This window comes from Microbacterium sp. B19 (genome assembly GCF_000333395.1).
In the GTDB taxonomy this organism is placed as follows: Bacteria; Actinomycetota; Actinomycetes; order Actinomycetales; family Microbacteriaceae; genus Microbacterium.
Map to the genome: position 1 here is coordinate 13,866 of NZ_BADA01000213.1, position 18,066 is coordinate 31,931.

Sequence of the window (18,066 nt, forward strand, 5' to 3'; positions counted from 1 at the left end):
CGAATCACAAGGAGCTGTCATGCCGAATGCGTCGACGACCGAGCACACGACCCCCACGGGGCTTCGGCCAAACTCCCTCGGTGTTGCCGGCATCGTCTTCTTCGTCGTCGCTGCCGCCTCCCCCCTCTCCGCGGTCCTCGGTAGCAGTCCGGCCGCGATAGGTGTCGGGACCGGCGCGGGAGCCCCGAGCTCCTACCTCCTCGCGGGCGCACTTCTGCTTGTGTTCTCGGTCGGCTACTCGGCAATGAGCCGTCACGTGGCGGCGGGAGGCGGTTTCGCCTCCTACGTCCGCGCGGCCTTCGGGGCCCGATCAGGACGCGCGGCCGGCTATGTGGCATCCGTCGCCTATCTCGCGATGCAGGCGGGACTGTACGGGGTCTTCGGCTTCTTCGCCGAAGCGATCTTCGCCGGGTTCGGCGTCAGCGCTTCCTGGTTCGCGTGGGCCGGCGGGGCGTGGGTCGTCGTCGCGATTCTCGGCTACCTCGACATCGATCTCTCTGCAAAGCTGCTCGGCGTCCTGATGATCCTCGAGGTGCTCGTGCTCCTCGTCGTGTCGATCGCCATCCTCGCCCAGGGAGGTGCATCGGGCATCGAGTTCTCGAGCTTCACGCCGACGGTCGCCACCGCGGGGGCCTTCGGCATCGCGATCATGTTCGCCTTCGCCTCCTTCATCGGATTCGAAGCCACGGCGATCTACAGCGAAGAGGCGAAAGATCGGAAGCGGACGATCCCTCGAGCAACCTACGCGGCGGTCCTGCTCATCACCGTCTTCCTCGTGTTCACCGTCTGGAGCTTCGTCCTCGGGTACGGCGCCGCCGACGTTCAGAGAATCGCGCTCGATGACCCCGATGCATTCGTGTTCACGTTGGCGGCGCGATACGTGGCCCCCGTTTGGGCGTCCATCATGCAGGTACTGCTCGTCACGAGCTTCTTCGCCGCTCTTCTCGCCTTCCAGAACACGGTCGCCCGGTACCTCCGTTCGCTTGCAACCGAGCAGTGGGCCCCCGCCCCGCTGGCTCGTACCCATCCGCGATTCCGGTCCCCGCATGTCGCGAGTGTGACGACGTCGCTGGTCACCGGCGCCATCCTGTTGGTGTTCGGGCTGACGGGCCAGGATCCCTACGCGACCTTGTTCCTGTGGTTCGTGGGGGTGGGCACGCTCGCGGTCGTCGTGCTCCAGGCGTGGACGTCTGTCGCCGTGGTGGTGTTCTTCCGTCGAACGCAGGAGGAGCTCAGTCTGGTCAAGACGCTCGTCGCCCCCGCGATCGGAGCCGTCGGACTGGCAGCCGCAGTGGTCGTGATCGTCGCGAATTGGCCGCTTCTGGTCGGGTCGAGCGATGGTGCTGCACCGTTCCTGCCCCTCATCATCCCGCTGGCGGCCCTGGTCGGTTTCGTCCTCCCCCTTCGCACCCGCTGAGTCGACCTCAGCTCGACTCCCCCTCGACGCCCGTGGTAGGGCACTTCAGCAGAACGGATAACGTGCCATGCTCTCCAGCCCTCTGACCCTCGACGACAGTCTCGCCACGTTCGCGGCGAGATTCGGAGCGTCACGCGAACTCGCGATCCGCGGGCGTCGGGTCATCCCCGGCGGCTACAGCCGCCAGTCCTTCAATTTCGGGCCACACGCGATCTTCGCGGCCGGCGGCGAGGGAGCCTACGTCACGACCGTGGACGGTCATCGGCTCCTCGACCTCAACAACAATTTCACGGTCAACGTCCTCGGGCACTCCGACGCAGGCGTGCAGGCGGCGACCCGAGCCGCGCTGGAAGACGGGGTGTCCTTCGGCAACCCGGTCATGCTCGAGGTGGACCTCGCGGACCTACTCGTCGACCGCATCGCCTCCATCGACAAGGTTCAGTTCTCTTGCTCGGCCTCCGAATCCGGAATGACCGCCGTCCGCATCGCCCGCGCCTTCACCGGTAAGGACCGAATCGCTAAGTTCGAGGGCGGATACCACGGCTTCACAGACCCGCTCCAAATCTCGTGGCACCCGCACGACGAACCGGCGTCCGGCCCTGATCACGAACCTGCAAGCATCCCCGACAGTGCAGGTGTCCCCCTGTCCAACGCGGAAAATGTCCTCGTGCTCACGCAGAACGATTACGCGGGCACAGAACGACTGCTGCGCGCGCACGCTGGCGAACTCGCGTGCGTCATCCTCGAGCTGGAGAGCGCGTCCGGCGGACTCGTGACTCTGGAGCGTTCGTTCGTGGAGATGCTCCGTTCGGTGACGGAGGAACTCGGCATTCTCCTGATTTTCGACGAAACCGTGACGCTTCGTGCAGGGTTCCACGGAATGCAAGCGAGCTACGGTGTCGCACCCGACCTGACGGTCATGGGCAAGATCATCGGCGGAGGCTTTCCTCTCGGCGCCGTCGGTGGGTCCGCGGAGGTGATGAACGTGCTCGACAGCGGCGCGGTCTCCGTCTCGGGCACTCACCATGGTCACAAGGTCGCCCTTGCGGCAGGACTGGCGACCATGCGCGCCCTCACCCCCTCCGCCTTCGATCGGCTGAACGCCATGGCGGGATGCGTGATGAGCGAACTCAACGAATGGGCTGCGTCTCAAGGCAGCCGCTTCGCCGTATACGGGGCGGGAATGTCGCATCTCGCGTACGGCGTCATGAGGGAGCCCGGTCTCGCGATCCGCACCCACCGCGATTACTGGCGCCATCTGGACGCTGACGCCACGCAGACGTGTTCGATCGAGCTGGCCAACCGCGGATTCTTCCCTGTCGCGCGCGGAGATTTCTCGCTCTCGCTGGCGATGACCGACGACGATATCGCGTCCTTCATCGAAACCACGCGCGCGATCGTCGCAGACATGAAGATCTAAGCGGCGACAGCCGCGCCCGCTGGCCCGGATGTCGAGTTCGCGCGGCGCGCGACGATGCGGATCACGCCGCGGCGGCCACTCGGGCGTCGGGAACGGCGCCGATCATCTCCGCCACGACCGTCGATGCGATCTGCGACAGCCTTGCGAGCACCGCGTCGTTGTTCTTCGCTCGACTCACCAGGCCGGTCGTCGTCATTCCGCCGTCACGAAGCGGCCGATAAGTGACTCCGGGACTCGAGAATCGCCGCGAGGTGCTGGCGGGCACCGTGTCGACGGAGCGGGAATACGCGACTGCCGCGAGGGCCTCGGCCACGGTAGCGACCCGTGCGCCGACGCGGCCCGGTTCCCCGCGGACGTCGTCGAGGGCCCAGTACGACGACCACCAGCCAGGGACACGCGTGACGGGAACAGCGTATTCCTCGTCCAGAATGTCTGCGCATGTGAGTTCGTCGGCATCGGCGAGGGCGCTTCGTTGGGACACGGCGACGAATCGTGGTTCGTCGAAGAGCGGAACGACCGAAAGACGTTCATCGTCGACGGGCAGGCACATCAACGCGACGTCGACCTCGGCGTGCAGGATGCCATCGAACTGCTCCGCCAGAGAGAGCTCGACGAAACGCAGGTCGTGATCCGGCAGTCCTGTCACGAAGCCGTCGAAAATCGTGTGGGTGAGCTCATTGACCGCCCCACCGAAGAAGCCGATGACGAGTTCACGGCGCCGCGAACCCACGGCACGTGTGCCCTGTCCGAGCGCGTCCAAATCCGAGAGGAGGGTCGCGGCCTCGGTGATGAAGTGCTGCCCGGCCAGTGTGGGGGTGACGCCGGCGGGAGTCCGGGTGAACAATTCCACCCCGAGCTCCTCTTCGAGGCGTCGGACGTGAAGGCTCATCGCTGAGGGCGCGATGAACTCGGCCTCCGCAGCCTTTCGGAGGTGTCCGGTCTCGCCGATTCGAACGGCGTAACGCAGTTGCCTGATGTCCACAGCGGCCTCCCGCGACGTCCTGGAATTGGGGCGAACCGAATTCACCCCGCAGTATTCAACCGTCAGACCCGTTCGCCGCTGTTCCGCGGGTGTTTCGATTCCGTGAAATCACGCTCGCGCACCCTCGGCTCGCGTCAGCCGGACAGCAGTGTCAGCGCGCGATCAGCGCCAGGAGCGTCGCGCCGCCGCCGGTGAGGATCAGGGCGCCGATCACCACCCACGCGGTGATCTTGACGCGGTGCTGACGGCGCGCGTCGAAGTCCGCCATGTCGTCGTCGTGATCGGCCATCGGCGACTCCTTCTCGTTGGGCGGGTTCCCCCGGACGGCTCAGGCGACGGGCTCGGTGACCGTCGGACCGAAGACGCCCGGAAGGGTCTCGGTCGACAGTCGACGCAGCTCCGACACGGGAACCGTGAACACGTCCTGGATCTCCAGCGTCGCCTCGGCACCCGGCTCGACGTCGGTCACGCCGATGCGCAGCACCGGGTAGCCGCGGCCGTCGCACAGGCCGCGGAACTTCACGTCCTCCTCGCGCGGCACGCTCACGAGCACGCGGCCCGTGGACTCGCTGAACAGGGCGGCGGTGGCATCCACTCCGTCGCGTTCCATGAGCTCGGTGAGCCAGACGCGCGCGCCGACGCCGAAGCGCATCACGCCCTCCGCGAGGGCCTGCGCGAGACCGCCCGACGAGAGGTCGTGCGCGCTGGACACGAGCGACTGCGAACCCGCGGCCTGCAGCAGCTCGGCGAGCTTGCGCTCCTGGGCGAGGTCGACCTTCGGCGGGCGGCCGCCGAGGTGGTCGTGGATCGTCCCGGCCCACTGCGAGCCGTCGAGCTCGTCGGCGGTGACGCCCAGCAGGTACAGGTTCTCGCCGGCATCCTGCCATCCGCTCGGGATGCGCGCGGCGACGTCGTCGATGATGCCCATGACGCCCACCACGGGGGTCGGGTGGATCGGCTGGTCGCCGGTCTGGTTGTAGAACGACACGTTGCCGCCCGTGACCGGGATGCCGAGTTCGAGGCATCCGTCGGACAGACCCTCGACGGCCTGGCTGAACTGCCACATGACCTCGGGGTTCTCGGGGCTGCCGAAGTTCAGGCAGTCGGTGACCGCGGTCGGCACGGCGCCGGTGACGGCGACGTTGCGGTACGCCTCGGCGAGGGCGAGCTTCGCGCCCGTGTACGGGTCGAGCTGGCAGTAGCGGCCGTTGCAGTCGGTGGCGATCGCGAAGCCGAGGCCCGTCTCCTCGTCGACGCGGATCATGCCGGCGTCGTCGGGGAAGCTCAGCGCCGTGTTGCCGAGGACGTAGTAGTCGTACTGGTTCGTGATCCACGACGTGTCGGCGAGGTTGGGGCTCGCGACGAGGGTCGTGAACTGCTCGCGCAGCGCGTCGTTGTCGGACGCGCGGGGCAGCTTCGTGGCGGAGTCGGCCTGCAGCGCGTCGATCCAGGTCGGGTAGGCGACGGGGCGCTCGTACACGGGGCCGTCGACCGCGACGGTCGAGGGATCGACGTCGACGATGCGCTCGCCGTACCAGTCGATGACGAGGCGGCCGTCACCGGTGACCTCGCCGAGGACGCTGGTCTCGACGTCCCACTTGCCGACGACCGCGAGGAACGCGTCGAGCTTCTCGGGAGCCACGATCGCCATCATGCGCTCCTGGCTCTCGCTCATGAGGATCTCCTCGGGCGTGAGCGACGGGTCGCGCAGCAGCACCTTCGACAGCTCGACCTTCATGCCGCTGTTGCCGTTGGCGGCGAGCTCGCTCGTGGCGCACGAGATGCCCGCGGCCCCGAGGTCCTGAATCGCCTCGACGAGGTCGTCGCGGTACAGCTCGAGGCAGCACTCGATGAGCACCTTCTCGGCGAACGGGTCGCCCACCTGGACCGCGGGACGCTTGGTGGGTCCGCCGTCGGCGAAGGTGTCGGAAGCCAGGATGCTCGCGCCGCCGATGCCGTCGCCGCCCGTGCGGGCACCGAACAGCACGACCTTGTTGCCCGCGCCGGACGCGTTGGCGAGCTTGAGGTCTTCGTGGCGGAGGACGCCGACCGCGAGGGCGTTGACGAGCGGGTTGCCCTGGTAGACGGAGTCGAACACCGTCTCGCCGCCGATGTTCGGCAGGCCCAGGCAGTTGCCGTAGAACGAGATGCCGCTGGTCACGCCGTGGACGACGCGCGGGGTATCGGGGTGGTCGATCGCGCCGAAGCGGAGCTGGTCCATGACCGCGACCGGGCGCGCACCCATCGAGATGATGTCGCGGACGATGCCGCCGACGCCGGTCGCCGCACCCTGGAAGGGCTCGATGTAGCTCGGGTGGTTGTGCGACTCGACCTTGAAGGTGACCGCCCAGCCGTCGCCCACGTCGACGACGCCGGCGTTCTGGCCCATGCCGACCATGAGGCGCGTCTTCATCTCGTCGCTGACCTTCTGGCCGAACTGGCGCAGGTAGATCTTGCTGGACTTGTAGGAGCAGTGCTCGCTCCACATGACGGAGTACATCGCCAGCTCGCCGCTCGTGGGGCGGCGGCCGAGGATCTCGCGGATCTTCGCGTACTCGTCGTCCTTGAGGCCGAGGGCGCCGTACGGCTGTTCCTTCTCGGGCGTCGCGATCGCGTTCTCGACGGTGTCAGCGAGAGCTGTACGGGCGGCGGGGTTCGGGGTGGTCACGCGGCTGAGCTCCAAGAATCGCGGGGGCCGGACGGGGACAGTCTAGTTGCGCGTGATGCCCCGCCCGGCCGGGCGAACGCGGCCTACACGCGACCTACGGTCGTGATGTCCTCGAGGAACTCCGCCGCCGCCTCGGGCGAGACCGTCGCGCGCGTGCGGGCGACCGCGGCGACGTAGTCCGACATGTAGGGGCCCGCGGGGTCGGGGGTCCCGGCATCCACCGCCGACTCCAGGGCCGCCTGCGACGCCTGACGGGCCGCGAACTCGATGTCGGCGGGCGAGAAGCCCTCCGTCATCGCGACCAACCCGGCCAGGTCGACGCCGACCGCGCTGTCCGGCACGTAGCCCTTCCAGATCGCGGTGCGCGCCTGCTCGTCCGGCAGCCCGATCGGGATGACGTAGTCGAACCGTCCGTGGCGGAGGAAGGCGGCATCCAGGGATCTGATGAAGTTCGTGGCGCAGATCAGGATGCGACCGGGCTGCTCGCGGAAGGCCGGGATGATCTTCAGCAGCTCGTTGGTCACGCCCTGCGTCGGTGACGGTGGCTCGCCCTGCCGGTGGGAGGCGATCTCCTCCACCTCGTCGATGAACACCACGGCGTGCTCGAGCTCGGCGATCTTGGCGAACGTGGAGCGCAGCGCTCCCGCGAGTCCTTCCGGGTTGCCGGCGAGGCGCGAGGGGAAGACTTCCACGAACGACCACTCCAGCCGCGACGCGATCGCCTTCGCGAACGTCGTCTTCCCGGTTCCGGGCGGGCCGAAGAGCACGATCGCGCGCGGGGGCACCACGCCGAACCGGTCGGCGAGCTCGGTGTGGGCGAGGGGCATGACGACGCGCCGTTCGAGCAGTTCCTTCTCGGCGGTCATGCCGCCGACGGCATCCCACAGGCCGCGCGGGAGCACCCGGCCGCCGAGCTCGGCGAGCGTCTTGAGCTCCTCACGCTGGACGGGGATGTGCCGTTCGAAGTAACGCAGGTCGTGCAGGGGCGCGAAGCCCTGGGCGACGAACGCATCGACGGGTGTCTCGCCGGCGGGGACGAGGGCCGACAGCTTGCTGATGCCGTGGGGAGCCATGCGCGCCTCGAGGGCCGCGAGCAGCGCCGCGCCCATGCTCCCATCGTGCGGATGCGACGCGGTCGCGAGGAACACCACCCACCCCTGCGCGTGCGCCGCGCGTCCGATGGCCGCTCCGACGACGTGGTCGCCCGAGATCGCGACGACGGCGTCGTCTTTCGCGCAGGATGCCAGGACCTCGGCGAGGCTGTAGACGGGTTCGGTCCCGTCGGCGGTGACTCTCTCCCAGAGTCGGAGGATGTCGTCGACGTCGTCGGCGTGGTAGTCGCGGATGCGCCATGCGGTCATGAGGGGCCCTTCGTCCGATACGCACTCGGGATCCGTGGCGGTCGGGCGTACCGTGCCGGATGCCGAGCGCGCCGACGTCGAGGGGGGTGCACGTCGACGGCGACGCCGAGGATCACGGCTGCCGGGTGCGCCGCCGGGGTTCCTCTGTTCGGCACCACGGTAGCGGGCGCGGGGCGCGGGCGGTACGCCTGACCGGTGTGCGGGCGCCGCCCGGCGCCGCGGGGCCGGCGGCTGCGGGCTGCCGGGCGCCGCGGTGCGGGACGGCTGCGGGCTGCCGGGGCTCCGCGGTGCGGGACGGCTGCGGGCTGCCGCGGCTCCGCGGTGCGGGACGGCTGCGGGCTGCCGGGCGCCGCGGTGCGGGCTGCCGCGGCTCCGTGATCCGCACAACCTCAGTCGGTTCGGGTGGATCCGGGCTGAGGGTGTGCGAATCGCTGAGGTTGTGCGTGGGCGGTGGGGCGTGGCATCCCCTCCCGATCACTCCGGGAGGTGGACGACCTCGCGGCTGCGCCAGTGGCCGATCGCGCTCAGCACGACACCGACGAGCGCCCAGGCAGCGAGCACGAGCCAGGGCTGCGTCGTGTCCGCCGCGGGGAAGTAGCCGAGGTCGCGGATGAGCGTCGCCGACGCGCCCGGCACGAAGAACTGGCCGACGCCGCCCCACGGCGCCGCGAGGAACTGGACCGGCATGCTCGCCGCCGACAGCGGGTTGCCGATCAGCATCGTCGTCACGGCACCGACCGCAATACCGGGAGGGCCGATGAGGGCATTGAGCCCCACGATGAACGACGCCGTACCGAGCATGGCGAGGGCGACGCCCGCGACGAGGGGCAGCGCATCGCCCGGCAGGATGCCGAACCACGTGTGCGCGATGAGGGTGACGGCGGTTCCCGCGACGGCGGCGTACACGACCAGTGCCGTGATCCGTCGCGCGACCCCGGTCACGAGCAGGGAGATCAGGATGCCGCCGGCCAGGCCACCCAGGACGAGCGGGAAGCCGATCGCGACGATGCCCGCGCCGTTGGGGTCGGCGGCGACGAGGGGCACGACGTCGGTGACGGTGACCGCGACCGCCGTGGGGTTCTGCCCCGCCGCCGCCAGTTGCGCGGACACCTGCGCCTGCAGTCCGTGCGCCACGCCTCGGAGCGCGGTCGCCACGGCGGGGCTCGCCGCTGTCGCGAGGAGTACCTCGGGCTGTCGTCCGGCGACGACCGCGCCGTAGACCGCGCGTCGCTCGATCGCGTCGATCGCGGCATCCCGGTCGGCGTAGGTCGTGGGGGCGAACACGCCGTCGGCGTTCTTCGCGAGGCCGTCCTCGCCTGGGCGACCGCGGTGGGGTCGCCGACGACGGCGAGCGGGATGTCCTTGGCGGATGCCGTGGCCACCGGCCACAGGAACGCCAGGACGATCAGCGTGACGGCGACGGCCGCGCCGACGGCGATGGCGAGGGAGCGGGCCCAGTGGGTGGGCGGATCGACGCGGGTCGACATGAGGGCCTCCAAAAAGAATGAGCGTTCTGTGTGTGACTATACAGAACGGGTACTCTGTTTGCATGCCGAGACTCACGGAAGCGTCCTCGCAGGCCCGCCGCGACGAGATCGTGGCCGCCGCGATCCGGGTGATGGAGCGCAAGGGACTCACGCGCACGGCAATCGCCGACATCTCCGCCGAGTCCGGCCTCTCGACGGGCTCGATCTACTCGCACTTCGAGAGCAAGGCGCAGATCGCGCTCTACGCCGCCAACACCGTGATCGGCGCCCGCGAGGCGAATATCGCGGCCGCAGGCGCCGCGTCGCGCTCGCCGCGGGACCTCGTGGCCGGCTTCCTCCGCGGATTCGACGAGGACGGCACCCCCGCCTCGGTCGTCCTCCAGATGTGGGCGGAAGCCTCGATCGACCCCGAGATGAAGCAGCTGATCACCCACATCGTGGGCCGCATCCGCCGCGCGTACGAGGAGGCCCTCGGCCCGTGGGTGGCGGAGCATCCCGGTACGGATTCCGCGGACCTCAGCCTCCACATGGTCGCCCTCGCGCAGGGGTACATCGTCCAGCGGGCGTTCGGGGTGAAGGCGACGTTCGAGGAGTATTGCGCCGGTCTGCGCGGGGTGCTCGGGGGTGAATCCGTGGCGTGAGCGCTGCGCTGGCTCAGTGATTCGCGCAACCTCAGTCGCGTTCCCCGGATTCGGGCTGAGGTGGTGCGGATCGCTGAGGTTGTGCCGGCGTTCGGATCTTGGATGCCAGGGGCGGCGCGGGCGCGCTCGCTCAGTGATTCGCGCTCCGTCAGTCGCGTTGCCCGGATTCGGGCTGAGGTGGTGCGGATCGACGAGAAGGCGCCGGGCGCGGCTCGCGCGAGGGCCCGGCATCCCCGCCCGCGCCGGGGGACGACGAAAGCCCCGGCCCGTGAGGACCGGGGCTTTCGTAGCGGAGCGTCAGCCGACCGGCTGCAGCGCGGGGTGTGCGAGTCCGGCGCTGGGCGTCGTGTCGCGACCGCGGCTGCCGGGACGGGTGTCGATCGGGTCGCCGTACCAGGTCAGGCCCTCGGGGAAGTCGACCGGAGCCCATTCGAGCGCCTGCCAGTCGGGGTCGAAGATGTGGTCCCGCCGGCGTAGATCTCGACGCGGTGGCCCGAGCCCGGGTCGAACACGTAGAGGTACATCGCCTGGCCGATGCCGTGCTTGCCCGGTCCGACCCCGATCTCGACGTCGAGATCCGCGAGCACGTCGGCCGCGGTCAGGGCGTCGGAGAAACTCTCGAGGTTGAACGCGAGGTGGTGGAGGCGTCCGTTCAGCTCGTCCTGATTCGCCACCATCGCGAGGTCGTGCACTTGCGATGTGACCGACATCCAGGATGCCAGGACGGTGGTCGGGTGGTCCGGGAGCATCGCGAATTCACGGCGCTTGAACCCGAGGTTGTCACGCACCCACTGCTCGGCCTGATTGATGCGACCGGGCGTGGCCTGGACGTTGTAGTGGTCGAGGCGGCGCACGCCGAGTCCGCGGCGACGGGACGAGTTGCTCGGCAGCTTGGAGCGCAGGTCCGCGGGGGCCTGGGGCTTGTCGATGTCGTAGTAGAGCTCGAACGGGTGCTCGGACCCGGGCACGAGGAACCGCACCGCGGTGCCGCGCCCGCGTTCGGTTCCGGCCGGGATCTCGAGCGTCTCGATCTCCTGCGCGGCGAACTCCTGCGCGAACAACTCGACGTCCTGGGGCCGACGTACCCGGAAGCCGTAGGAATTGACGACGTTCTCGTCCTGCTGCGTGAGCACGAGCGAGTGGTGCCCGAGTTCCTGGTAGCAGCGGAGGTACGAGACGTCGCCGACCCGCTCCACCTCCTCCATGCCGAGGGTGTCGCGGAAGAACCAGAGCGACTTCTCGATGTCGGCGGTGCCGATGTTGATCGACCCGCACTGGGCGATCTGCGGACCCGGGTCGTAGCGGTCGGAAAGCGTGGACATGTCGTGATCTCCTTCGATCGGGGCGCGTCAGGCGCCGTGGGTGGTGAGGAATCGGGAAACGAGGGCGTTGAAGTCGTCGGCGCGCTCCACCTGCGACCAGTGCCCGCACTGGCTGAAGATGTGCGCGTCGGCGTGGGGGATCACCGTGAGCAGCTCCCACGTGCGCGAGACCGGGATGACCTGGTCCTGCGTCCCGTGGATCAGCAGCACGGCGATCTCGAGCCGGGAGAGTGCCTCGAAGTCGAGCGGCAGCGCGAGACGATCGCGGTCGCGCGCGGCGACGACCGCGGAGAGACGGTCGGATGCCGTGTCGTTGAGCGCGGACGCGTAGCGCAGGCTCACGAGTTCGTCGGTGACGAGGCTCTTGTCGACGACGAACAGCTCCAGAGTGTCCCGCACGCCCTCCGGCGTGAGTACGGGGTTCGAGTGCCCTTTGAGCGCCCCGGTGAGCTTTGCTCCGCCCGTCCCCATCGAGACGATGCCGAGCAGGCGCTCAGGGAAGTCGATCGCGAACTGGAAGGCGAGCCACCCGCCGAGCGAGTTGCCGACGATCCACGTCTTCTCGATTCCGAGAGCGTCCAGCACGCGCACCGCGTGCCGGACCCATTCCCGGATGCCGTACTCGGTGCCCGGCGCGACGACCGTCTGCCCATAGCCGATCGAGTCGATCGCGATGCAGCGGCCGGTTCGGGAGAGTTCGGGGAGATTGAGCCACCAGTTCGCGGCAGCCGTGACACCCGTGCCCGAGCCGTGCAAGAAGAGGATCGGCGTACCCTCGCCCGACTCGTGGAAATGCGTGATCTCGCCCGGGGCGGTCTCGATCCACGAGTCGGAGAGTCCGAAGAACGCGTCGGTTCGGTAGGCGGGGACGGTCGAGGCGCTCATGCGGGGACTCCTTCGCGTTCGGCGACGAGGTCGAGCGCGACGTCGGTGATCATGTCTTCCTGGCCGCCGATGAGCGCACGCTCGCCGACGCGCACGAGGATCTCGCGCGCATCCAGCCCGTACGTCGCCGCGGCCCGTTCGGCATGCCGGAGGAAGCTCGAGTACACCCCGGCGAACCCGAGCGTCAGCGTCTCGCGGTCGACCTGGACGGGGCGGTCGTGCAGCGGTCGGACGAGGTCGTCGGCGGCATCCTGGAGCGCGAAGAGGTCGGCTTTCACCTGCCACCCGTGGAGCGCGGCGACGGCCACGAACGGCTCGATGGGGGTGTTGCCCGCACCGGCGCCGTGGCCGGCGAGTGAGGCGTCCACCCGGTAGGCGCCCTCCTCGACCGCGACGACGGAGTTCGCCACCGCGAGCGACAGGTTCTGGTGCGCGTGCACGCCGATCTGGGTCTTGCTGTCCAGCACGTCGCGGTAGGCGCGGACGCGGTCGCGGATGCCGTCCATCGTGAGCCGCCCGCCCGAGTCGGTGACGTAGACGCAATTCGCTCCGTACGACTCCATGAGCTTCGCCTGCTGCGCGAGGGAACCGGCATCCGAGAGGTGGCTCATCATCAGGAACCCGGAGACGTCCATGCCCCACTCGCGCGCGGTGGAGATGTGCTGCGCCGCGACGTCGGCCTCGGTGCAGTGGGTGGCGACGCGCACCGACCGGACGCCGAGGTCGAACGCGTGCCGCAGCTCCCGCAGGGTGCCGATACCCGGGAGGATCAGCGTCGTGAGCACCGCGTTCTCCATCACAGCGGCGGCCGCTTCGATCCACTCCGCGTCCGTGTTGCTCCCGGCGCCGTACGTCAGCGACGAACCCGCGAGCCCGTCGCCGTGCGACACCTCGATGGCATCCACTCCCGCGCGGTCCAGCGCGCGCGCGATCTCGGCGACCCTTTCCGGTGTGATGCGGTGGCGGATGGCGTGCATGCCGTCACGGAGCGTGACGTCCTGCAGATAGACGCGGGTCATGCGACCTTCTCCTTCGTGCGGGCGGCGACGAGCGTCTCGGCGGTCCGGAGCGCGGCGCTGGTCATGATGTCGAGGTTCCCGGCGTAGGCGGGCAGATACATGGCGGCGCCTTCGACCTCGAGGAACACCGACACGCGCGTGTAGGCGCCGCTCCGGCGCTCGGGCGGCAACAGACCGTCGAGCTCGGGACCCTCGTCGAGGAACTGCACCGCCTGCTTGCGGCGATAACCCGGGACGTACGCGGCGACGGCCTCGATCATGCGATCGATGGATGCCTCGACCTCGGCGCGCTGCGCGTCGCTCAGGCGATCCACGACCACCTGCACCGTGTCGCGCATGATCATCGGCGGATCGGCGGGGTTGAGGACGATGATCGCCTTCCCCCGGGCCGCCCCGCCGACGACCTCGAGGGCCTCCGCGGTGGTCTCGGTGAACTCGTCGATGTTGGCGCGCGTGCCGGGACCTGCGGATCTCGACGCGATCGACGCCACGATCTCCGCGTAGTGCACCGGTACGACGCGAGAGACGGCCGCGACGACCGGGATCGTTGCCTGCCCGCCGCACGTGACCATGTTGACGTCGTCGGCGTGGAGGCTCTCGTCCAGGCCGACCGCGGGCACGACGTAGGGCCCGATCGCCGCGGGCGTCAGGTCGATGAGGAGCTTGCCGAAAGGCGCGAGCGCCGCGGCATTCGCCTTGTGCGCGCCCGCGCTCGTCGCGTCGAACACCACCTCGATCTCGTCGAAACCGGGAAGGGCGATGAGTCCCTCGACGCCCTCGTGGGTTGTCGGGACGCCGAGCCGGCCGGCGCGGGCGAGACCGTCGGAGGCGGGGTCGATCCCCACCATCGCCCCCATCTCGAGCGTCGGACTCAGCCGCAGGATCTTGAACATGAGGTCGGTGCCGATGTTGCCCGATCCGATGATGGCTGCTTTGATTCCCATTTCACTCCTCCGATGCGGTCGCCGAGACGGAGCCGAGACCGGTGATCCGTGCCGTGACGTGGGTTCCTGGTCCGAACGGGACCATCGGTCCGAGGGCGCCCGACAGGACGATCTCGCCCGCGCGCAGCGGTCGACCCAGGCGGTGCGCGGTACGCGCGACCCAAAGGAGCGCCTCGCGCGGGTCGCCGAGGCACGCCACTCCCGAACCGGTCGATGCGATCTCGCCGTTGCGCTCGAGGGTCATTTCCACCGCCACCGGATCGATGTCCGCGAGCGGGATGCGTTCCTCGCCGAGGACGAACAGGCCGCTGGAGGCGTTGTCGGCGACGGTGTCGACGATCGTGATGTCCCAGTTCGCGACGCGGCTGTCGACGATCTCCAACGCCGCCGCGACGTGCGAGACGGCATCCAGCACCCGTTCGGGGTCGTCGACGTCGTCGCCCAGGACGAACGCGACCTCGGCCTCGATCCGCGGTTGCTGCAGACGTGCCGACGGGACGGTGTCGAGACCGCTCACGTCCATGTCGGCCAGCAGCACGCCGAAGTCGGGCTGATCGACGCCGAGCTGCCGCTGGACGGCCGTCGAGGTCAACCCCACCTTCCGTCCGACCCGCGGATTCTCACGCGGGTCCTCGACCTGCGACAGCACGATCTCCTGCACGTCGTACGCAGCGCTGAGGTCGTCGCCGAGGATGTCGCGGACCGGGGCGGCCGGGGTTCTCGTGCGTGCGGCGTGGAGCAGGCGCTCCGCCGCGACCGCCGTGGCCGAGGTCATGCCCACTCCTTCTCGCGCGCGACGGATGCCGGGGAGGGGGCTGCCGCGGGCGCGGGGGCTGTGGCCGTCCCGGGCGTCGAGGGAAAGGCGCTCACCGGCGCGTCGGCGCGCAGCGCCACCGCGCGGGCGACCGCTTCGACCGCGCGACCGGCGAGTTGGGGAACGGTGGCGGCAGCGATGAAACGGTCCGGCCGCACGATGAGCACCGACACGGGACGTTCGTCGAACCAGGCCTTGAGCCGACCGAGATCGCCCACGACGACGGCATCCGGGTCCTGCGGTTCGTCCCGATGGCATTGCACGGCGGGGCGCAGCGAGACCAGGGCCGCCCCCAACCGCCGCAGATCGTCGCGCTGCGTCGGTGTGAACAGCGTCTCGGGGTTCCCGCCCCAGTGCAGCACCGCCCAGCGGTAGCCGATGACGTCATCGAGGAGCTTCTCCTCGCCGTCCACCGTGACCACCGTCGGCTGGATGAACTGCATGCCGACCGGCGAGTCCTTGATGTGCGCGGTGCGGTGCACGTGCAGGTTCGAGGTCACCCGCGCGGTCGGACCGCCCGGCGTCAAGGTCGTGGCATCCACACGACGCCCGCCCTGTAGCGCGGCATGGGCTTGTACCGCATCTGCGCGAAGTGATCGCGGACGCGGGGAACAGGTGGAGAGCGGATGCCGCGACATCGCGCACGCCGGCCACGAGGGGGTTCGTCGGCTTGACGACACGTCCGAACGCGGTCGAGAGGTCGATCATCGCCTTCGCGTGATCACGGCGCTCGGTCGCGTACGTGTCGAGCAGGCGGTCGTCGCTGCGGCCCGCGATGACGGCGGCGAGTTTCCACGCGAGATTCGTGGCGTCGCGCTCGCCGCTGTTCCACCCTTGTCCCTGCCACACCGGCATGAGGTGGGCGGCATCCCCGGCGAGGAAGACGCGTCCGCGGCGGAAGTCGCCGGCGATACGGCTGTGGTGCGTATAGACGCGGGCGCGGACGATGTCGAGCGTCGCGGGGTCGGGGACGTGCGGCGCGAGGAGCTTCGCGAGGAACGCGGTGTCGTCCACGAGGACGTCGGGTTCGTCGTCGAACAGCATGAACTCGAAACGGCGGAGGCCCTGGGGCAGTCCCAGTGAGACGTACGGGCGGCGGGGGTCGCCACCCAGGTAGATGTTCGGGGTCCCGAGAGGGTCGTTGCGCACGTCGATGACGAGCCAGCGGGTCGAGGGCGACTGCCCGTCGAAGGACACGCCGATGTGCTTGCGGGTCCGGCTGCGCCCGCCGTCGGCGCCCACCAGGTATGCGGCGCGGAGGTGGAACGCCTCGTCGTCTGCGGTCGTGCCGGCGACCGTGACGCCGTGCGCATCGTCGGTGATCGCGTCGAGCGTGTGGCCGAAGAGCACCTGGACGTGATGGAAGCGCGCGAGGCCCTCGTAGAGGACGCGGTCGACCTCGGGCTGGATGAACGCGTTGCGTCGCGACCAGCCGAACTCATCCGTGGTGGGGCGGATCTCGGTGATCTGACGGCCCTTGCCGTTGACGAGGCGCATGATGTGCGCCGGCGTCGTGTGCGGCAGGGCGAGGTCGACGAGCCCCATCGTCTGGAGAGAGCGCAGGGACTCGTCGTCGATGCCGACCCCGCGCGGGTAGTCGATCAGGCTCGGCAGCGCTTCGAGCACGGTCACGGATATCCCCTGGAGGCCCAGCAGGTTCGCCAGGCTCAGGCCGGTGGGGCCCGCGCCGACGATCACGACGTCGACGTCGTCCCTCTCTTCGTCTGTCATCGTTGACTCCCGTTCATTTAACGCACTGATTCGTGCGATAAATGGGAACATAGCACGGCCCGCGGGATGCAAAAAGCCCCACCCGGGAACCGGATGGGGCGAGGCGGGAGGGGCGTCAGCCGACCAGGCGCTCGATCCGCTGCGCCGTCTCGACGACGCGGTCGACCGACGTCCGCACGACGTCTTCGCGGTGGCTGATCACGTTGACGCAGGCGATGATGCCGAGCCGCGGCAGACGGACGGGCGCCGCGAGTCCCCATGCGCCCGGCTCGACCTGACCGTGGGTGATCGCCCACCCGCGTTCGCGCGTCTCTGCGACCTCGGTCGATTCACCCTCGCGCGGCGCGGTGGCCGCCATGAGCGCGTGGCCGGCGGCTCCCTTGTCGAGCGGATGCCGACTCCCCATCGAGAATGCGATGTGGTAGTTCGACGCACGCGGGCTCAGGACCTGGAGTGCGACGGCCTCGTCGTTCTCGATGACCAGGAGTGCGACGGTGGCGCCGAGTGCGTCGGCAAGGTCCGCGAGGACGGGCGCGGTCGCGTACGTGAGCGATTCGTAGCCGGCTGCGCGCAGCGCGAGCAGGCCCGTGGCGCCGCGGTAGCGGCCGTCGTCGCCCTTCGCGATGAAGCCCGCGTCCACGAGCGTGGACATCAGGCGGTAGGCGATGGTGCGGTGCACGTCCAGGAGATCGGCCACATCCTGAACGGCCAGGCCCTGGGGTGCGCCCGCGACCGCACTCAGAGCAGAGAGTCCGCGGGCCAGCGTCTGCGCGCCGGTTGCAGAGCGGGGGGCCGCGGTATCCATGGCGTCCACCCTAACGCTCGGTCCGCGAGAGATCTGTTGACACCGGAGAGGACTTGCCGCACACTCGAACCACTTATCGCACGCAGCAGTGCGTTATTCGCACAGACGATGGAGTCATCCGTGAACGAGCCCTCTTCCCGCACTTCCTCCCGCGCACGTCGCCGGGCCATGATCTCCAGCTACCTGGGGACGACCGTCGAGTTCTACGACTTCCTGCTCTACGGCACCGCCGCGGCGCTCGTGTTCCCGGCGCTGTTCTTTCCCGGCACGGACCCGCTGACCGGCACCCTCGCCTCGTTCGGCACCCTCGCCGTCGGGTACCTCGCCCGGCCGCTCGGCGGGGTGATCTTCGGCCACTTCGGCGACCGCCTCGGCCGCAAGCGCATGCTGGTCATCACCCTGGTTCTGATGGGTGCCGTCAGCTTCCTCATCGGTCTGCTGCCGACGGTCGCCCAGATCGGGCTGTGGGCACCGATCCTGCTCGTCACCCTGCGCCTGATCCAGGGGGTCGCCGTCGGCGGAGAGTGGGCGGGGGCGGCCCTGATGTCGATGGAGCACGCGAAGCCCCAG

General features: G+C 69.4%; 17 protein-coding genes. 4 read left to right on the forward strand and 13 right to left on the reverse strand.

All coding sequences use genetic code 11. From position 1 onward, the window contains the following. Window positions 1-19 precede the first annotated feature (19 nt). Together I5G_RS21350 and I5G_RS07915 are read left to right on the forward strand one after the other, a co-directional pair. Window positions 20-1,417 (forward strand): APC family permease, encoded by a 1,398-nt coding sequence (locus tag I5G_RS21350; protein WP_022878574.1) that lies wholly within the window; start codon window positions 20-22, stop codon window positions 1,415-1,417. A gap of 67 nt (window positions 1,418-1,484) precedes the next feature. Next, complete coding sequence (locus tag I5G_RS07915; protein ID WP_022878575.1) at window positions 1,485-2,837, forward strand: aspartate aminotransferase family protein; 1,353 nt, start codon at window positions 1,485-1,487, stop codon at window positions 2,835-2,837. Between the two features lie 61 nt (window positions 2,838-2,898). Here the strand turns inward: I5G_RS07915 and I5G_RS07920 are convergent, their stop codons facing one another. From I5G_RS07920 to I5G_RS21360, 5 genes are all read right to left on the reverse strand, one after another. After that, window positions 2,899-3,864: a LysR family transcriptional regulator gene (locus I5G_RS07920; protein ID WP_083896582.1), complete on the reverse strand. Its 966-nt coding sequence runs from the start codon at window positions 3,862-3,864 to the stop codon at window positions 2,899-2,901. Between the two features lie 106 nt (window positions 3,865-3,970). Next, the gene (locus I5G_RS25815; RefSeq protein WP_022878577.1) at window positions 3,971-4,108 is read right to left on the reverse strand and encodes a hypothetical protein; all 138 of its coding nucleotides are present in this window, start codon (window positions 4,106-4,108) and stop codon (window positions 3,971-3,973) included. A 39-nt stretch (window positions 4,109-4,147) separates the two neighbouring features. Then, window positions 4,148-6,487 (reverse strand): phosphoribosylformylglycinamidine synthase subunit PurL, encoded by a 2,340-nt coding sequence (gene purL / locus I5G_RS21355; RefSeq protein ID WP_022878578.1) that lies wholly within the window; start codon window positions 6,485-6,487, stop codon window positions 4,148-4,150. Window positions 6,488-6,570: 83 nt separating this feature from the next. Continuing rightward, window positions 6,571-7,848, reverse strand: coding sequence for an ATP-binding protein (locus I5G_RS07935; RefSeq protein ID WP_022878579.1), 1,278 nt, complete (start codon window positions 7,846-7,848; stop codon window positions 6,571-6,573). 474 nt (window positions 7,849-8,322) lie between these two features. After that, the gene (locus I5G_RS21360; RefSeq protein ID WP_051038701.1) at window positions 8,323-9,132 is read right to left on the reverse strand and encodes a hypothetical protein; all 810 of its coding nucleotides are present in this window, start codon (window positions 9,130-9,132) and stop codon (window positions 8,323-8,325) included. A 265-nt stretch (window positions 9,133-9,397) separates the two neighbouring features. Here I5G_RS21360 and I5G_RS07945 point away from each other — a divergent pair, with 265 nt between their 5' ends. Continuing rightward, on the forward strand, window positions 9,398-9,976 hold the full coding sequence (locus I5G_RS07945; protein ID WP_022878580.1) for a TetR/AcrR family transcriptional regulator: 579 nt from the start codon (window positions 9,398-9,400) through the stop codon (window positions 9,974-9,976). Window positions 9,977-10,374: 398 nt separating this feature from the next. On the opposite strand, the gene I5G_RS21365 is transcribed toward I5G_RS07945, so the two are convergent. The 8 genes from I5G_RS21365 to I5G_RS07980 form a co-directional block, all read right to left on the reverse strand. Next, a complete protein-coding gene (locus tag I5G_RS21365; RefSeq protein ID WP_204365548.1) occupies window positions 10,375-11,298 on the reverse strand; it encodes a VOC family protein in 924 nt (307 codons plus the stop codon). A 27-nt stretch (window positions 11,299-11,325) separates the two neighbouring features. Continuing rightward, window positions 11,326-12,183 (reverse strand): alpha/beta fold hydrolase, encoded by an 858-nt coding sequence (locus I5G_RS07955; RefSeq protein WP_022878581.1) that lies wholly within the window; start codon window positions 12,181-12,183, stop codon window positions 11,326-11,328. Then, the gene (gene dmpG, locus I5G_RS07960) at window positions 12,180-13,202 is read right to left on the reverse strand and encodes a 4-hydroxy-2-oxovalerate aldolase (RefSeq protein WP_022878582.1); all 1,023 of its coding nucleotides are present in this window, start codon (window positions 13,200-13,202) and stop codon (window positions 12,180-12,182) included. Before dmpG ends, I5G_RS07955 begins: the two co-directional genes overlap by 4 nt. Then, complete coding sequence (locus tag I5G_RS07965; protein WP_022878583.1) at window positions 13,199-14,146, reverse strand: acetaldehyde dehydrogenase (acetylating); 948 nt, start codon at window positions 14,144-14,146, stop codon at window positions 13,199-13,201. Before I5G_RS07965 ends, dmpG begins: the two co-directional genes overlap by 4 nt. A 1-nt stretch (window position 14,147) precedes the next feature. Continuing rightward, window positions 14,148-14,921: a 2-keto-4-pentenoate hydratase gene (locus I5G_RS07970; protein WP_022878584.1), complete on the reverse strand. Its 774-nt coding sequence runs from the start codon at window positions 14,919-14,921 to the stop codon at window positions 14,148-14,150. Then, complete coding sequence (locus I5G_RS26195; RefSeq protein ID WP_204365549.1) at window positions 14,918-15,403, reverse strand: hypothetical protein; 486 nt, start codon at window positions 15,401-15,403, stop codon at window positions 14,918-14,920. Before I5G_RS26195 ends, I5G_RS07970 begins: the two co-directional genes overlap by 4 nt. Beyond that, on the reverse strand, window positions 15,345-16,691 hold the full coding sequence (locus I5G_RS21370) for a bifunctional 3-(3-hydroxy-phenyl)propionate/3-hydroxycinnamic acid hydroxylase (protein WP_204365550.1): 1,347 nt from the start codon (window positions 16,689-16,691) through the stop codon (window positions 15,345-15,347). The genes I5G_RS26195 and I5G_RS21370 overlap by 59 nt, the downstream gene beginning before the upstream one ends. 115 nt (window positions 16,692-16,806) lie before the next feature. Continuing rightward, window positions 16,807-17,496 carry an IclR family transcriptional regulator gene (locus I5G_RS07980; protein ID WP_022878585.1) on the reverse strand — a complete coding sequence of 230 codons (690 nt, stop codon included), beginning with the start codon at window positions 17,494-17,496 and terminating at the stop codon, window positions 16,807-16,809. A 168-nt stretch (window positions 17,497-17,664) separates the two neighbouring features. Here I5G_RS07980 and I5G_RS07985 point away from each other — a divergent pair. After that, on the forward strand, window positions 17,665-18,066 hold a 402-nt coding region (locus I5G_RS07985), incomplete at its 3' end, for an MFS transporter (RefSeq protein WP_026095759.1).

Coding starts and splice junctions, on each gene's coding strand:
- I5G_RS21350 (WP_022878574.1), top strand. CDS start 20: ATGCCGAATGCGTCGACGACCGAGCACACGACCCCCACGGGGCTTCGG.
- I5G_RS26195 (WP_204365549.1), bottom strand. CDS start 15,403: ATGCAGTTCATCCAGCCGACGGTGGTCACGGTGGACGGCGAGGAGAAG.
- I5G_RS07965 (WP_022878583.1), bottom strand. CDS start 14,146: ATGGGAATCAAAGCAGCCATCATCGGATCGGGCAACATCGGCACCGAC.
- I5G_RS21365 (WP_204365548.1), bottom strand. CDS start 11,298: ATGTCCACGCTTTCCGACCGCTACGACCCGGGTCCGCAGATCGCCCAG.
- I5G_RS07935 (WP_022878579.1), bottom strand. CDS start 7,848: ATGACCGCATGGCGCATCCGCGACTACCACGCCGACGACGTCGACGAC.
- I5G_RS21370 (WP_204365550.1), bottom strand. CDS start 16,691: ATGACAGACGAAGAGAGGGACGACGTCGACGTCGTGATCGTCGGCGCG.
- I5G_RS07915 (WP_022878575.1), top strand. CDS start 1,485: ATGCTCTCCAGCCCTCTGACCCTCGACGACAGTCTCGCCACGTTCGCG.
- I5G_RS07970 (WP_022878584.1), bottom strand. CDS start 14,921: ATGACCTCGGCCACGGCGGTCGCGGCGGAGCGCCTGCTCCACGCCGCA.
- I5G_RS07980 (WP_022878585.1), bottom strand. CDS start 17,496: ATGGATACCGCGGCCCCCCGCTCTGCAACCGGCGCGCAGACGCTGGCC.
- dmpG (WP_022878582.1), bottom strand. CDS start 13,202: ATGACCCGCGTCTATCTGCAGGACGTCACGCTCCGTGACGGCATGCAC.
- I5G_RS07945 (WP_022878580.1), top strand. CDS start 9,398: ATGCCGAGACTCACGGAAGCGTCCTCGCAGGCCCGCCGCGACGAGATC.
- I5G_RS07955 (WP_022878581.1), bottom strand. CDS start 12,183: ATGAGCGCCTCGACCGTCCCCGCCTACCGAACCGACGCGTTCTTCGGA.
- I5G_RS25815 (WP_022878577.1), bottom strand. CDS start 4,108: ATGGCCGATCACGACGACGACATGGCGGACTTCGACGCGCGCCGTCAG.